This window comes from Erwinia amylovora (assembly GCF_017161565.1).
GTDB classification, from domain to species: domain Bacteria; phylum Pseudomonadota; class Gammaproteobacteria; order Enterobacterales; family Enterobacteriaceae; genus Erwinia; species Erwinia amylovora.
This window is the reverse complement of record NZ_CP066796.1, coordinates 2310260-2325223: the sequence shown is the minus strand read 5'-3', so window position 1 is coordinate 2325223 and position 14964 is coordinate 2310260. Positions and strand designations below refer to the sequence as shown.

Sequence of the window (14964 nt, the reverse complement as noted above, 5' to 3'; positions counted from 1 at the left end):
GCTGGTTCTCTAACCGGGAGAGTTTGCCCGGCGGGGGGACAGAAGCCGGGCGATAAGCAGGGTATAATGCGCACTGTCAGTCACTGATTACGCCAGCAGTTCGCAGGACGGCGGCAAACGGCATTCCAAAGCGGCGGGCAGCACCTCAATATGGAACTCGGTGCCGCTCAGCGGCTCGCCGTCGAGATTAAACGTCATCTCGTGCGGTGCGCGGATGGTCAACCACGGCAGGGACGCGGAAACCAGATTAGGATTTTCGTCCCCACCACGGGTCAGTTTGTGCATCAGCGTGGGCAGCAGATCCTGTGAGGGGGCGATGCTCACCTCCAGTTTGCCGTCGTTGATCAGTGCGGTCGGGCACAGGCGCTGGCCACCTCCGGCCTGGCGTCCGTTACCGATGCCGATCACCAGCGCATCGCCCTGCCAGTGGAAGTCCGGCCCTTCCAGCGTGCAGCTGTCCGCTTTCAACGTATCCATACGCGTCAGGCCATGAATAAGATAGGAGACGCCCCCGAGCGCCGATTTCAGTTTTTCCGGCGTTTCACTGGTGATGCGCGTGCCGAATCCACCGGTCGCCATATTAATAAAGTAGCGATCCTGATTAACCCGCGCGAGATCGATCGGCATTGCTTTGCCAAGTATCGCCAGACGAAGGGCGTTTTCCATCTCCAGCGGAATTCCGGCGCTGCTGGCGAGGTCGTTGGCGGTTCCGAGCGGTACCAGCCCCAGCACCGGACGATGTTCTGGTGCGATACCCGCCAGCGCGGTGGCGACCTCATTGATCGTGCCGTCGCCGCCGGCGGCAATCACCGTGGCTGCGTTAAGTTTTACCGCTTCGCGGACGTAGCGCTCGCCGTCGCCATGTTCCCAGGTGACGCGCACTTGCAGACTGAATCCTTCTTCACGCAGGGTAGAAATGGCCTGGCGCAGCTCTTCATTGCCTGCGTTTTTGCCGTTTAGGATCGCCAGCGTCACTGAATGTGTTTCCATATTGTGTTCCCTGAAGGCAATGGCAGTTTGCATCGATCTATAGCATACCTTGCCGTCGTTGAGTAACCCAGGGGAAAAGGAAGCCCGGGTTACTCCTGTTTGTTACACGGGCATGAATGCGTGGCAAATGCCGCCGCCGCCGCTTAAGGGATTTTTCACCGCCTGTTTTTCAGCTTCAGTGATGGTCGTTGAAAAGATAATCAAAACTTCTGCCATAATACTGGCTGTCGCGGGTATAAGTGGTGCTGGGGTCAGTATTAACCCTGACGTCGAATGAGCCGAAAGAGTCATCGTTTAACGCGTGACTCACCAGATCTGCAGAATGAAGCGCTGGTAATCCCTGTTCCCGCAGTTTTTTCTGCAACTTATCGCTGTTCAGTACTTTAACATCTCGCAATAAGGCCATATCACTGCGGCTGGCCGTATCAGACACATCCCAGGTTTCATTGCGGTATTGACCCATCAGGTCGGTTAGCGCCATATGCGTCCCTCTGCTTGCGTCATGCAGCACCGTCTGGTCAAGGGTGCTGGCGCTGGGATGCGCGGGCCAGGCATCGACCACTACCGTATTGCGTTCCCCGAAATGTGGCTCACGATGATCCCCGAGCATGACAAATTCGTGACTGTTATCTTCCGGCAGGCGAATGCGCATGCGGCATATAGGCCGATCGACGCCTTTACTTTTCAGCGCCGCCGCTGCGATTGACGCATGTACGGAACAGTTGCCCCCCTGGAACTTTTGCGCCCGCTTAAGGTGATTGGTTATCCCGCCTCCCGAGTATTTTTCGTAGCCGAGGTGCATCCTCGCCCAACTCTCTCCTGAAGTGGCATGAATCGAGTGTTGCTGGTTGCCTGCACCATGCGGCAGCACATTCTTCACCACGCGATTAGCCCAGCTGGCATCGGCTAGCGCAGACATGGTTCCTGAACTCACCACAACTTCACGATGCTGTTAGCCTGAAAGTCCTAATGAACTTGCGCTGTGCGTTTCGTGAACTTTGCTGTCCGTTTCATAATGTTCAACAATGGCATTGTAAGATGCGGAGGATGAGCTTCCTCCGAATATGCGGAAATTTGGCATGGGTTCTCCTGTTGGTGTTGAAAAAATCAAATCAGTCTTATGTATCAAAATCAGATTATGCCTTGAAGGCATTTTACTCATCTCAGGGGAGGCGATTATTGTTGGCAGTCAGTTACCCGGGTTGCGTGACTTCCCCACGGTACATCCCGTGCGCCAGATGAAAAACTTTCTGGAACAGTTTGACGGCGCCTTCCTCCTTCAGCTCGTTTAAAGGCTGGCGAGTGGAGATAACGAGTTTTTTCCTTTTGCTGTCCATGCCGAAAATGACCGCCGGATGTGTCAGTGAAAAGCTGTTTTCCGCCAGCAGGGATTCCATTCCTTCAGGAGCAAACCAGACCTCCGGAGCCGGGAATGTTGCAACGATATTGATATAACCAGGCTGCGTACCGATCAAATGCATACTTAAATCGTGGTCGAAAGTCAGGCGATAGACGTCATCATCCTGGTGTGCGGGCGGGGATGTAGCCGGCTGATATACCTTTGTGATGGCTCCACAAAGAGAGTGAAACTCTTTATTGCGCATAGAAAACCTTATGTTGGCTTAAAAACGCTAAGTGGAAAAAAAGTCAACGAAGGTTCCATTTATTCCCTGACCGGCAATGCGGCTACAGGCTGCTGTCGATTTGCATCGGCGGTAAAGGGAGGTTCGGTCAGGCACGGCGGAAAAAGAAATGACCCGCACGGGGGAGCCGTGTGGGCCTAAGATGTGACGAGTATCGTTCATCCTGCATGCCTTTACAGACACGATTCAGAACAGATGGTTATGCTATTTGGATTTTATCGTTAGGAGCCTGTGAATTCTGGCAGGAAACTGAGCGTATTACTGTGATCGCATTCTAACATTAATCACCTGACGAAACTTTTTTTGCAAATTCCGTTGCCCGGGCTGGCGGGTATCCCCCTGAAAGGTTAAGCATCAGCAGTGCCCAGCTTAAATCAACTTCTTCAGGCAGCGGCAGCCATATCAGACGGCCGTTACCAGAAGCCACCTCCGTTTGCCGCGCCTCCCCGCTCTCCATTCCTTGCTGCGTAAAATGCATATTCCCAGCCGGCGCCATCAATTCAAGACTGTCACCCTCGCTGAACTTATTTTTTACGTCCACCTGTGCCAGCGGGCCACGGCGCTGGCCGGCGTTCGCCGACAAACTGCCGGCGCTCAGAAACGAAATAGCCGCTATCATCATTCCGATTGCTGTCATGCCTGTGGCGGCGCAAAAAGCCTTCGGTATAGCCACGGTGCGCCAGTTCTTTCAGCGTGGTCAGCAGGTCAGCGTCAAACGGCTTCCGTGCTGCGGCATCGTCAATCGTACGGCGATAAACCCTGGCGGTGCGCGCGCAGTAGCAGAACGATGATGTTCGACCTTCAATCTTCAGGGATGGATGCCGATCTGCGTGAGGCGTTCGACGTGCGCCACGGCACGTAAATCCTGGGATTTATGATGCAGGTGCCGTGCCGATCTTCAAAGGCTGTCATATATTCACCGGGCCGCATTGCTTCTTCCAGCACAAACACCTTGTCGCCGGGCCACTGCCGGCACAGGCTCACCTGCTGCTGGTCTATCGGGCGCTGCTCGATAGGGGCGTTCTCCTCTTCCTTGCCTTCCTGCACGTTGTATTTCCAGCGGCAGGCGTTGGTACAGGCGTTCTGATTGGGGTCGCGCTTGTTAATATAGCCGGAAAGCAGGCAGCGGCCGGAGAAAGCAGTGCTGGTTTAAAGATAATCTCTCAGTTGATATCAGATCAGAAATGGTGAGGATGGACAAACGCTGCAACGAAATGCGGCATCAGCGGTGGGTGACTAGCCAGATGAGCGCGTACGGCTGTCCCGGGCGCGGGATTGTAAAGCGGGGGCCCGGCAATAATTGACCTAGATCAGACGACAGCCATCTGCTTCCCAGCGATAGCCGATGCCGTACACCGCACGAATAAACGGCTGTTCGGCATCCAGCGACTCCAGCTTACGGCGCAGATTTTTAATATGGCTGTCAATGGTGCGGTCGGTTACCACCCGGTAGTCATCATACAAATGATTGAGCAGCTGCTCGCGGGAAAACACTTTGCCCGGCTGCTGCGCCAGCGTTTTCAGCAGGCGAAACTCGGCCGGGGTGAGATCGAGCGGTTTTTCACCCCAGCTGGCCTGGAAGCGTCTTTCATCGATCAGCAGCGGAGAAATAGTCAGCGTTTCTTCCGTAACGCGCCGGCAGCGCTTGAGGATGGTTTTCACGCGCGCCACCATTTCACGCGGGCTGAAGGGTTTACAGATATAGTCGTCCGCGCCGATCTCCAGCCCGAGCAGGCGGTCAATTTCTTCAATTTTTGCGGTGACCATCACCACCGGCAACTCAGAAAAGCGGCGCAGCTCGCGGCACACCGACAGCCCGTCCATTGCTGGCAGCATCAGGTCCAGCAGCACCATGTCGGGCGCATGTTGCTTAACCCAGTCGACCACTTCATCCCCGCGCAGCAGATGATGGGTGCGGTAGTTCGCAGCCTGCAAATAGTCGATCATAAGCTGACCGAGTTTCGGCTCGTCTTCGACGATTAAAATCAGTGGAGTGGCGGGGATCTGGTTCATTTCGTCAGCCCGGGTCAATGTGCCTGATACGGTAAGTGTATCGTAATTCTCACGCCTCCGGCAGCAGAGTGATCGGCTGTGATTGTGCCGTCATGGGCTTCAACGATATTCTGACAGATAGCCAGCCCCAACCCGGACCCGCCGCTGGCACGGTTGCGAGAAGCGTCCGCCCGGTAGAAGCGGTCAAAAATATCTGCCCGCTGCCGATCGTTGATACCCGGTGCGCTGTCGTCAAAGTGCAGCACGTTGCCGTGTGCACATCGTAGTAAGGTGATATGCAGACTGCCGCCGGGATCGGTATAGCGCAGACTGTTTTCGAACAGGTTGGTAAACAGCTGCATTAACCGGCCAGCGTCGCCGAACTGGGCGGCATGCGGCGGCAGATCCAGCGTTAACGTCAGGGGGTGCTGCGCAAGGCGGTGGCGGAAGTTGCCCGACACCAGCTCCAGCAGCGGTACGAGGTCGGTCAGGCTTTTGCGATAGGCCAGCGCGCCTTCATCGGATAACGACAGCTGATGTACATCATCCACCAGCTTGGTCAGGGTGGCGACCTCGCCCTGCAGGGAGATAATCGACTGCGGGGTCAATTCTCGTACCCCATCCTGAATGGCTTCCAGCTCGCCGCGCATGATGGCTAACGGGGTGCGCAGTTCGTGGGAGATATCGGCCATAAAGGCGCGCCGCATGCTCTCGTTTTTCTCCAGCGTGCTGGCCAGGCGGTTAAAGTCCTGGGCCAGCCTGCCCAGTTCGTCACGGCTGGAATCCTCAACCCGGCTGGTAAAATCCCCGGCGGCAAGATGATGGGTGCCTGCCACCAGCCGTTTAACCGGAGCCAGCAGCCCGCGTGACATCAGCCAGGTAACCAGCGCGGCAAGCAGCATTGTCAGGCCGACAATCATCCAGCTGGTGCGTTTTTGCTGCTGGTCAAAGTTGATATCGGCGCTGCGCGTTAGCCGTTCAGGGGGCGAGCCGATCACCCAGCCGACCACCGCACCGTCGCTGGTGATAATACTCCGCCGCAGGCTTTCCGGCGGCAGCGGCGTGCGCGGCCCGATCATGACGTGCGATTGCTGGTCAATAACCCAGAGCGGCGTGCGCCAGCCGTGTGGCGGCAGCTGCGTGCTGGCGTCCGGATTTTGCTCCATTGAATGCAGGATGTTATAAACCAGCTTGGTGTTATTGCGCAGAAAGTCCCAGCTACCGTGCTGCTGGTACTCATCACCCAGCGCATCGGCCAGCAAAATCAGCCGCTGCTCGTTGCCACGCTTGATATAGTCAATAAAGCCATGTTCAAAACTCAGCCGCACTCCCCAGTGCATGGTGATCAGCACCAGCATACAGGTAGAAAAAATGGCGGCGAACAGCTTGGCGGTAATGCCGATACGGATTTTTGCCAACATTTAATGCTTTCTCCGGCGCGCCAGCGGCGCATCAGGGGCGGTATCTGGCGTTGCGCGCCAGAAGATAAGGGCGGTCCTGCACCCCGCGCGCAACGATCAGCCATTGGGCGTGGTGGGCAGCGCACAGCACAGCGATGCTGAACAACACCATCGCTTAAGAACATATCGCCTCCCCCCACGGTGAGCCAGCCGCTGCATAAAAAAGACCCGTGCCCTCAGCCACAGCGTCCTGCACGCCGGGCGGGGGAGGTTGCCATGCTGTCAACTTTGCGCCGGCACCGGCCGCCAGCGCGGCTTGCGCCGCAGTTTGTCCATATACAGATAGACCACCGGCGTGGTGAACAGCGTCAATAGCTGGCTGACTACCAGCCCCCCGACAATGGTGATCCCCAGCGGCTGGCGCAGTTCCGCGCCGTCGCCGCTGCTTAGCACCAGCGGCAGTGCGCCGAGCATTGCCGCCAGTGTGGTCATGATAATCGGGCGGAAACGCAGCAGGCTGGCCTGGAATATCGCCTCGCGCACCGGCATCCCGTCCTGGCGTTGGGCCTGCAGGGCGAAGTCGACCATCATAATAGCGTTCTTCTTGACGATGCCAATCAGCAGCAGAATGCCAATCAGCGCAATCAGGCTGAACGGCGTGTTAAACAGCTTCAGCGCCAGCAGCGCGCCCATCCCCGCCGAGGGCAGGGTCGAGAGGATGGTTAACGGATGCACATAGCTCTCATAGAGCATTCCCAGCACGATATATACCGTGGCAATCGCCGCGAGGATCAGCCACAGCTGGCTGCTCTGCGTCTGCTCAAAGACGGCCGCCGTCCCGGAAAAACTGCCGCGTACGCTGGAGGGCATGCCGAGCGCGATAACGCTGCGGTCAATGGCGGCTGCGGCCTGTGACAGTGAAACCCCTTCCGGCAGATTGAACGAGAGGGTCGAGACGGCCGACAATCCCTCGTGTTCAACCGACAGCGGGGCATTAGCCGGTTGCCAGCTGGCAAACGATGACAGCGGGATCGGCTGGCCCTGGTGGTTAGTAACATACATTTGGTTCAACGCGTTAATATCCTGTGCGTAACGCGCATCGACCCCCATCACCACCTGGTACTGATTGAGCGGCTGATAGATGGTAGAAATCTGGCGCTGACCAAAGGCGTTGTTCAGCAGGCCGTTGACATCGGCAACGTCAATGCCCAGCCGCGCCATGCGGGTACGGTCATAGGTCAGGGCCATTTCGGCCCCTTTATCCTGCTGGTCAGAGTTCACGTCCACCAGTTCAGGCAGGGATGCAAAAGCACGGCGGATTTTAGGTTGCCACTGGCGCAGGTCGTCGAGGCTGTCGGACAGCAGCGAATACTGATAACCCCCATCAGACTGACGCGCCCCGATACGGATATCCTGTACTGCCCTCAGCCACAGGGTGGCACCCGCTTCTTTCGCCAGCTTGCTGCGCAGACGGGCAATCACCTGCTGCGCATTATCACCGCGCGTGGATAACGGTTTTAACGCAATAAACATGGCACCACTATTGGTTTCCCAGCCACCGGTAAAGCCCACCACGCTTTCCACCGCTGGATCGGCATGAACGACACGCATAAAGTGTTCCACCTTACTGCGCATCGCCTGAAATGAAGTACTCTGATCGGCCTGGATAAAGCCCATCAGCCGCCCGGTGTCCTGTTCCGGCATAAATGTTTTTGGCATGGAAATGAACAGGTACACCGTCAGGCCGAGGCTGGCGACAAATACCAGCAGCGCCCAGCGCGCGTGATCAAGAACCCGGTGCAGCGCACGGCCGTAGCCCTGCTGAACGACCAGCAGCATCCGGCCGAAGCCACGCCGGCGCGGCTGCTGGCGCGGCGCCGAGCTGCGTAACAGCCGGGCGCACATCACTGGCGTCAGCGTTAGCGATATCACCAGTGAAATGGCTATCGACACCGACAAGGTGATGGCAAATTCCCTGAAGAAGCGGCCGATTATGCCACCTTGCATCAGCAATGGAATAAACACCGCTATCAGCGAGACGCTCATGGATACTACGGTGAAGCCCACTTCACGCCCCCCCAGCAGCGCGGCCTGCAACGGCTTGAGACCTGCTTCAACGTGGCGCGAGATATTTTCCAGCACCACGATGGCATCATCAACCACAAATCCGCTGGCCACGGTCAGCGCCATCAGCGACAGATTATTCAGGCTGAAGCCACACAGATACATGGCGGCAAAGGTGCCGATCAGCGAAACCGGCACCGCAACGGCCGGGATCAGCGTGGCGCGCCCGGATCGCAGAAAGGCAAACACCACCAGCACAACCAGCCCGACGGACACCGCCAGCGACTGTTCCACCTCATGCAGCGAAGCGCGGATGGTCGCAGAGCTATCCTGGGCGATCTCAAGCTGAATGGCGGCAGGAATGGTTTTACGCAGCTGCGGCACTTCATCGCGGATGCGGTCAATGGTATCGATAACATTGGCCTGTGGTGACTTACGGATAACCACCAGAACCGCCGGGCGGGCATTGGACATCCCGGCGTTGCGCACATTTTCCACCGAATCAGTGACGGTCGCCACATCCTGCAGGCGAACCGCAGCACCTTGATGATAGCGGATCACTAACGGCCGGTATTCGGCGGCGGTATGCAGCTCATCATTGGTTTTCAGCCACCAGCGCTGTTGACGATCGTCAATGGCCCCCTGTGGCCTACGCACGTTGGCATTGGCAATGGTCGTGCGCACCGCATCCAGCGAGACGCCCTGATTAAACAGCGCTTGCGGATTGAGATCGACGCGTACTGCCGGCAGCGAACTGCCACCGATAGTAACATCGCCAACGCCGTCGATTTGCGACAGGCGCTGCGCCAGCTGCGTAGAGGCATAGTCATACAGCTGTCCGGGAGAGAAGGTATCCGACGAGAGCGTCATGATCATAATTGGCGCATCGGAGGGGTTGACCTTGCGATAGCTCGGCCGGCGCGGCATACCGCTGGGCAACAGGCTTTGGGCGGCGTTAATCGCCCCCTGCACGTCGCGCGCCGCGCCGTTAATATCGCGGTCGAAGTCAAACATCAGTACCACCTCGGTACTGCCGAGCGAGCTGCTGGAGGTCATTTCGCTGACGCCGGCAATACGCCCGAGCGCCCGCTCCAGCGGCGTGGCGACGGAGGAGGCCATGGTTTCCGGCGAAGCGCCGGGCAGCGAGGCGCTGACCACAATCACCGGGAAATCCATCTGCGGCAGCGATGCGACCGGCAGCATGCGAAAGCCGAGAAGCCCGGACAGTACCAACGCCAGCGTCAGCAGGCTGGTGGCCACCGGGCGATAAATAAACAGCGAGAGGAATTTCACTCTGTCACCCGTGGCATCATACGACGGCGGGCAGCCCGCGCCAGCCGATCGAACAGCAGGTAAATCACCGGCGTGGTGAACAGCGTCAGCACCTGGCTGACCACCAGCCCGCCGACCATGGCGATGCCGAGCGGACGCCGTAACTCGGCCCCCACGCCGTGACTTAGCATCAACGGCAGCGCGCCAAACAGCGCGGCCAGCGTGGTCATCAGGATTGGACGGAAGCGCAGCAGGCAGGCCTGATAGATGGCCTGATACGGCATCATTCCCTGATCACGCTCGGCAGCCAGCGCAAAGTCGATCATCATGATGGCATTTTTCTTTACTATGCCGATAAGCAGAATGATACCGATGATGGCGATCACATCCAGCTCGTTGCCGGCGATCATCAGTGCCAGCAACGCACCGGCACCGGCGGTAGGCAGGGTAGAAAGGATGGTCACCGGGTGGATAAAGCTCTCATACAGCACGCCAAGCACAATATACATCGCCACAATAGCGGCGACGATCAGCCATACGGTGTTGGCAAGCGCCGTCTTAAAGGCAAGCGTGCTGCCCTGAAACCGGGTGGTAATATCCGCTGGCATCGCCAGTTTCTGCTGCGCCAGGCTAATGGCATCCACCGCCTGTTCCAGCGAAGCGTCGTCGCTGACGTTGAACGAGAAAGTGGTGGACGGGAACTGGTCGAGGTGATTAATGCTCAGTGCGCCATGACGCTGTTCAACGCTGGCAATGGCGCTCAACGGAACGCTGCCGCCATCGCTGCTTTTCAGACGCACGTTCTGCAACGCCGCCAGCCCCGGCGTGGCCGCCGTGTCGTGTTCCAGCACCACGCGATACTGGTTTGCCTGAGTAAAAATGGTGGACACCAGCCGCTGGCCGAAAGCGTTATACAGCGCGTTGTCCACATCGGCCAGCGAAATGCCGAGGCGGCTGGCGCTGTCACGATCAACGCGAATGTAAGCTTCCAGCCCCCGATCCTGCCAGTCGCTGCTGACGTCCCGCAGTTCAGGTAAACCCTGCAACGCCGCCAGCAGTTTAGTGACCCACAGGCTAAGCGCGTCGAGCGAGCCGGCCTGTAAGGTGAACTGGTACTGGGTGCGGCTGGCCTGGGTATCAATGGTCAGATCCTGCACCGGCTGCAGGTAGAGCCGGATGCCGGGCAGCTTTGCAACCTGCTGTTGCAGGCGAGCTATCACTGCGCTGATACGGTCGTCGCGCTGGTCCAGCGGTTTCAGGTTAATGTGCAGCCGTCCGCTGTTGATCGCCGGATTGCTGCCGTCCACGCCGACGAAGGCGGTCAGACTTTGTACCGCCGGATCTTGCATAATTACCGAGGCCACCGCCTGCTGGCGCTGCGCCATATTGGCATAGGAAACCGATTGTGGGGCCTGCACCGTACCCTGGATGATGCCGTTATCCTGCAGGGGGAAAAACCCCTTCGGGATGCTGATCCACAGCAGCACGGTGATCGCCAGGGTGCCAAGCGCCACGCCGAGCGTTAGCCAGGGATGATGCAGCACGCGTTGCAGCAGGAGGCCATAGCGGGCAATGATGCGGTCAAACAGCGCTTCGCTGGCGCGCGAGAAGCGGTTCTGCTGGCGCAGCGACCCGGCGCTTAACATTCGGGCGCACATCATCGGCGTCAGCGTCAGTGAGACAAACGCCGAAATCAGGATCGCCACGGCCAGGGTGACGGCAAATTCGCGGAACAGGCGGCCGACGATGTCGCCCATAAACAGCAGCGGGATCAGCACCGCAATCAGCGAGAAAGTCAGTGAAATAATGGTAAAGCCGATTTCGCCCGCTCCCTTCAGCGCCGCCGCCAGCGGTTTATCGCCCTTTTCGAGGTGGCGTGAGATATTTTCCACCACCACGATGGCGTCATCGACCACAAAGCCGGTGGCGATGGTTAGCGCCATCAGCGTCAGATTGTTGAGCGAAAAACCGAGGAAATACATCGCCGCAAAAGTGCCAATAAGCGACAGCGGTACCGCCACCGCCGGGATCAGGGTAGCCGCCAGGTTGCGCAGAAAAAGGGAGATAATCATCACCACCAGCGCCAGCGCCAGCAGCAGCTCGAACTGCACATCACGCACCGAGGCGCGGATCAGGCTGCTGCGGTCGCTAAGCAGCTTAACCTCGACCGATTTTGGCAGCGAGGCGGTCAGTGACGGCAGCAGGCGACGGATATGATCGGCGGTGGCAATAATGTTGGCCCCCGGCTGGCGCTGCACGTTCAGCACGATTGCCGGCTGGCGGTTGGCCCAGGCACCCAGCCAGCTGTTTTCCGCCCCCTGTTCAACCGTTGCGACATCGCCGAGGCGTACCGGCGATCCGTTTTGATAGCTGATAATCAGCTGGCGGAAGCCATCAGCGGTTTTGATCTGGTCGTTGGCTGACAGGGTAATTGAACGTTCCGGGCCATCGAGGCTGCCTTTTGCCGAATTGACGTTGGCATTGCCGATCGCACTGCGCACCGTTTCGCTGCTGATGCCGAGCGCGGCCAGCGCCGGCGCGTTCAGTTTCACCCGCACCGCCGGGCGTTGTCCGCCGGAAAGCGTCACCAGGCCCACGCCGGAAACCTGGGATATCTTCTGCGCCACGCGGGTTTCCACCATATCGGCAACCTGGGTCATTGGCATGGTGGAGCTGGTGACGGCCAGCGTCATCATCGGCGGATCGGCCGGATTGACCTTGCTGTAAACCGGTTGGTTGGGCAGGTCGTCTGGCAGCAGGTTGGTCGCGGCGTTTATCGCCGCCTGTACTTCCTGCCCGGCAACATCCAAAGCCAGGTTCAGCTGGAATTGCAGGTTGATCACCGAGGCGCCGCCCGAGCTTTGCGAGTCCATCTGTTTCAGACCGGACAGCTGCCCGAACTGGCGCTCCAGCGGGGCGGTAATTGCCGAGGTTACCACGTCCGGGCTGGCCCCCGGGTACAGCGTGACCACCTGGATGGTGGGATAATCTACCTCCGGCAGCGCAGAAACCGGCAGGGCGCGGTAGCCAATAATCCCGGCAAGTAAAATGGCTATCATCAGCAGCGTGGTGGCGACCGGCCTTAGAATAAACTGGCGTGACGGGCCGCCGCCGGGCGATGGGGGCATAACCTGCATCAGCTGCTGGCTCCACTGGCGGGCAGCGGGGTGCTGGCCTGAGCGGGCACGATTTCTGTCTGCGCGCCATCGGTCAGGCGGTCAATACCGTCGGTCACGACTTTTTCACCGGCTTGCAGCCCGGCGCTAATCACCACTTGCCCGCTGCCCTGCAGGCCGGACGCCACGATTTTTTTGCTGACCGTGCTGTCGCCGTTAATCACCCAGACAAAGTGGCTTTCGTTGCCCATCTGCAATGCCGCCGCCGGGATAACGATGGCATCTTCCAGCGTGCCGATCTTCAGCCGTGCGTTAACAAACTGGTTGGGGAACAGGCGGTCGTCCTGATTATCAAAGCGCGCTTTCAGCTTGACGGTGCCAGTGGTGCTGTCGATCTGGTTGTCCATACTGAGCAGCGTTCCCCGGGTCAGCAGGTTTTTGTTATTGCGATCCCAGGCTTCTACCGGCAGCTTGCCGTTTTTCTGTGCGCTAAGGACGCTGGCGATATCGCTTTCCGGCAGGCTGAAGACCAGATCGATAGGATGAGTCTGAGCAATCACCACAATGCCATTGGCATCGCCACTGCTGACATAATTGCCAACGTCGACCTGCTTCAGGCCGACCCGGCCAGCAATCGGGGCGGTCACGCGGCTGTAGGTCAGGTTGAGCCTGGCGCTGGCCACGCTGCCTTCGTCCGCTTTGATCGTGCCAAGCGTTTCACTGACGCGCGCGCGCTGGGTGTCAAGCTCCTGGGCAGAAACCAGCTGGGTTTGCGCCAGTTTTTCATAACGCGCCAGGTCGCGGCGGGCATTGGTCAGCGTTGCCCGATCTTTCGCCAGCTGTCCCTCGGCCTGCATTAAAGCGACCTCGTACGGGCGCGGATCGATTTCAGCCAGCAGCTGCCCGGCTGCGACCTCTTGTCCTTCGTTAAAATGCAGGGCGACTAGGTCGCCATCGACCCGGCTGCGCAGCGTTACGGTATTGGCCGCAGTCACCGTGCCCAGCCCGGACAAATACTGCGGCACGTTCTGACGTAGCGCCTCAGCGGCCTGAACCGGCGGCGCATTGCCCGCGCGCTTTGCGCTACCCTGGCTGTTGCTGGCCCGCTGCTGTTCTGTCCCCTGGCGGTTTTGCACCGTCGATGCCGTGCTGTGACTGTACCACCAGTAAAGCGCGGCAGCCGTCAGCACGGCGGCGACCGTCAAGGCGATAAGGGGGAAACGTCGGGGTGTTTTCATCCTGGGTGCTACTCTCCGTGAAATTAAAGCAGGGCGCGGGGCGGGATTAGGGCTTGCCCCCAGGCTGGCAAGGATAGCGAATTTCAGGCGCTGAAAAATGAAGGAAATAAGGATAACGGCTTAAATAAGAGCTGCTACGGTGAGAAAATTTAGTATTGGCAAATGGTATGCTACAAATCAACGCAGCGCATGCAACGCTGTTTGCCAGTCTTATCAGCTGCGTTATCCACTTATCAATCAGGAGAATCATAATGAGTTATTCAGATCTGCGCTCGCTGGGCCGGTCCGCTATTCAGGTTCCGCGACTGACCTTTGGTGGCAATGTATTTGGCTGGACTGTCGACGAAAAAACGTCGTTTTCACTGCTCGACGCGCTGCTGGAGAAAGGATTAAATTTTATTGACACGGCCGACGTTTATTCGCGCTGGGCGCCCGGCAATCAGGGCGGCGAATCAGAAACGATTATCGGCAACTGGCTGCAGCACAGCGGCAAGCGCGATCGGATTATCCTTGCCACTAAAGTCGGTATGGATTTGGGTGACGGTAAAACCGGGCTGGCGGCGAAGTATATTCGTCAGGCGGTGGAAGCCTCCCTGAAGCGCCTGCGAACTGACTATATTGACCTTTATCAGGCACACCGCGACGATCAGGATACGCCGCTACAGGAGTCGCTGGGGGCATTCGACGCGCTGGTTAAAGAGGGTAAAGTGCGGGTTATCGGTGCGTCTAATTACTCGGCCGAACGCCTGCAAGAAGCGCTGCAAATCAGTGCAGAGCACGGCCTGGCACGTTATGAAACCCTGCAGCCGGAATACAATCTCTATGACCGTGCCGAATATGAAAGCGGCCTTGAGCAGGTCGCCACGGCACACGGGCTGGGGGTGATTAACTATTATTCACTCGCCAGCGGCTTCCTGAGTGGTAAATACCGTAGCAAAAAGGATGCCGCGAAGAGCGCCCGTGGCAAGGATGTGGTCGATAAATACCTGAATGAACGCGGGCTGAAAATTGTTGACGCGCTGGTACAGGTGGCCGAAACGTATCACGCTTCACCCACTCAGGTGGCGCTGGCGTGGCAGATTGCACGCCCGGGGATCACCGCGCCTATCGTCAGCGCCACCTCGCTGGCTCAGGTTGATGAGCTGGCGAAGGCTGCCGTGCTGAAGCTGAAGGATGAGGATCTGCGTCTGCTGTCGGATGCGAGCCACTATTGAAAGCGATGGGCGGGTGCATTAAAGCCCACCCGGAG

9 protein-coding genes and 1 pseudogene are annotated in these 14964 nt (G+C 58.4%); 1 reads left to right on the top strand and 9 read right to left on the bottom strand.

The genetic code is table 11. The features are described 5' to 3' along the window. Window positions 1-87: 87 nt before the first annotated feature. The 9 genes and pseudogenes from yegS to JGC47_RS10735 all read right to left on the bottom strand — a co-directional run bounded on the left by yegS (window position 88) and on the right by JGC47_RS10735 (window position 13715). On the bottom strand, window positions 88-990 hold the full coding sequence (gene yegS, locus JGC47_RS10775) for a lipid kinase YegS (RefSeq protein WP_004158375.1): 903 nt from the start codon (window positions 988-990) through the stop codon (window positions 88-90). A gap of 175 nt (window positions 991-1165) precedes the next feature. Then, the gene (locus tag JGC47_RS10770) at window positions 1166-1909 is read right to left on the bottom strand and encodes a hypothetical protein (protein ID WP_004164447.1); all 744 of its coding nucleotides are present in this window, start codon (window positions 1907-1909) and stop codon (window positions 1166-1168) included. A 274-nt stretch (window positions 1910-2183) separates the two neighbouring features. Beyond that, window positions 2184-2594 carry a type III secretion system chaperone family protein gene (locus tag JGC47_RS10765; RefSeq protein ID WP_004158364.1) on the bottom strand — a complete coding sequence of 137 codons (411 nt, stop codon included), beginning with the start codon at window positions 2592-2594 and terminating at the stop codon, window positions 2184-2186. 297 nt (window positions 2595-2891) lie between these two features. Next, window positions 2892-3773: pseudogene (locus tag JGC47_RS10760) on the bottom strand (U32 family peptidase C-terminal domain-containing protein); the annotation flags it as partial. A gap of 165 nt (window positions 3774-3938) precedes the next feature. Beyond that, a complete protein-coding gene (gene baeR, locus JGC47_RS10755) occupies window positions 3939-4646 on the bottom strand; it encodes an envelope stress response regulator BaeR (RefSeq protein ID WP_004158359.1) in 708 nt (235 codons plus the stop codon). A 14-nt stretch (window positions 4647-4660) separates the two neighbouring features. Further along, window positions 4661-6046: an envelope stress sensor histidine kinase BaeS gene (baeS, locus tag JGC47_RS10750; RefSeq protein ID WP_004164443.1), complete on the bottom strand. Its 1386-nt coding sequence runs from the start codon at window positions 6044-6046 to the stop codon at window positions 4661-4663. Between the two features lie 261 nt (window positions 6047-6307). Next, entirely contained in the window at window positions 6308-9382 is a 3075-nt protein-coding gene (gene mdtC, locus JGC47_RS10745) for a multidrug efflux RND transporter permease subunit MdtC (protein ID WP_004158348.1), read from the bottom strand. Beyond that, window positions 9379-12498, bottom strand: coding sequence for an MdtB/MuxB family multidrug efflux RND transporter permease subunit (locus JGC47_RS10740; protein WP_004158347.1), 3120 nt, complete (start codon window positions 12496-12498; stop codon window positions 9379-9381). The genes mdtC and JGC47_RS10740 overlap by 4 nt, the downstream gene beginning before the upstream one ends. Beyond that, on the bottom strand, window positions 12498-13715 hold the full coding sequence (locus JGC47_RS10735) for an MdtA/MuxA family multidrug efflux RND transporter periplasmic adaptor subunit (RefSeq protein WP_004158346.1): 1218 nt from the start codon (window positions 13713-13715) through the stop codon (window positions 12498-12500). The genes JGC47_RS10740 and JGC47_RS10735 overlap by 1 nt, the downstream gene beginning before the upstream one ends. Before the next feature lie 251 nt (window positions 13716-13966). Here JGC47_RS10735 and JGC47_RS10730 point away from each other — a divergent pair, with 251 nt between their 5' ends. Then, window positions 13967-14929 carry an aldo/keto reductase gene (locus JGC47_RS10730; RefSeq protein ID WP_004158345.1) on the top strand — a complete coding sequence of 321 codons (963 nt, stop codon included), beginning with the start codon at window positions 13967-13969 and terminating at the stop codon, window positions 14927-14929. The last annotated feature ends 35 nt before the right edge of the window (window positions 14930-14964 follow it).

What these genes read in the sequence shown, in the direction of transcription:
- yegS (WP_004158375.1), bottom strand. Translation starts at nt 990, where the DNA reads ATGGAAACACATTCAGTGACGCTGGCGATCCTAAACGGCAAAAACGCA.
- JGC47_RS10770 (WP_004164447.1), bottom strand. Translation starts at nt 1,909, where the DNA reads ATGTCTGCGCTAGCCGATGCCAGCTGGGCTAATCGCGTGGTGAAGAAT.
- baeS (WP_004164443.1), bottom strand. Translation starts at nt 6,046, where the DNA reads ATGTTGGCAAAAATCCGTATCGGCATTACCGCCAAGCTGTTCGCCGCC.
- JGC47_RS10730 (WP_004158345.1), top strand. Translation starts at nt 13,967, where the DNA reads ATGAGTTATTCAGATCTGCGCTCGCTGGGCCGGTCCGCTATTCAGGTT.
- JGC47_RS10735 (WP_004158346.1), bottom strand. Translation starts at nt 13,715, where the DNA reads ATGAAAACACCCCGACGTTTCCCCCTTATCGCCTTGACGGTCGCCGCC.
- JGC47_RS10765 (WP_004158364.1), bottom strand. Translation starts at nt 2,594, where the DNA reads ATGCGCAATAAAGAGTTTCACTCTCTTTGTGGAGCCATCACAAAGGTA.
- baeR (WP_004158359.1), bottom strand. Translation starts at nt 4,646, where the DNA reads ATGAACCAGATCCCCGCCACTCCACTGATTTTAATCGTCGAAGACGAG.
- JGC47_RS10740 (WP_004158347.1), bottom strand. Translation starts at nt 12,498, where the DNA reads ATGCAGGTTATGCCCCCATCGCCCGGCGGCGGCCCGTCACGCCAGTTT.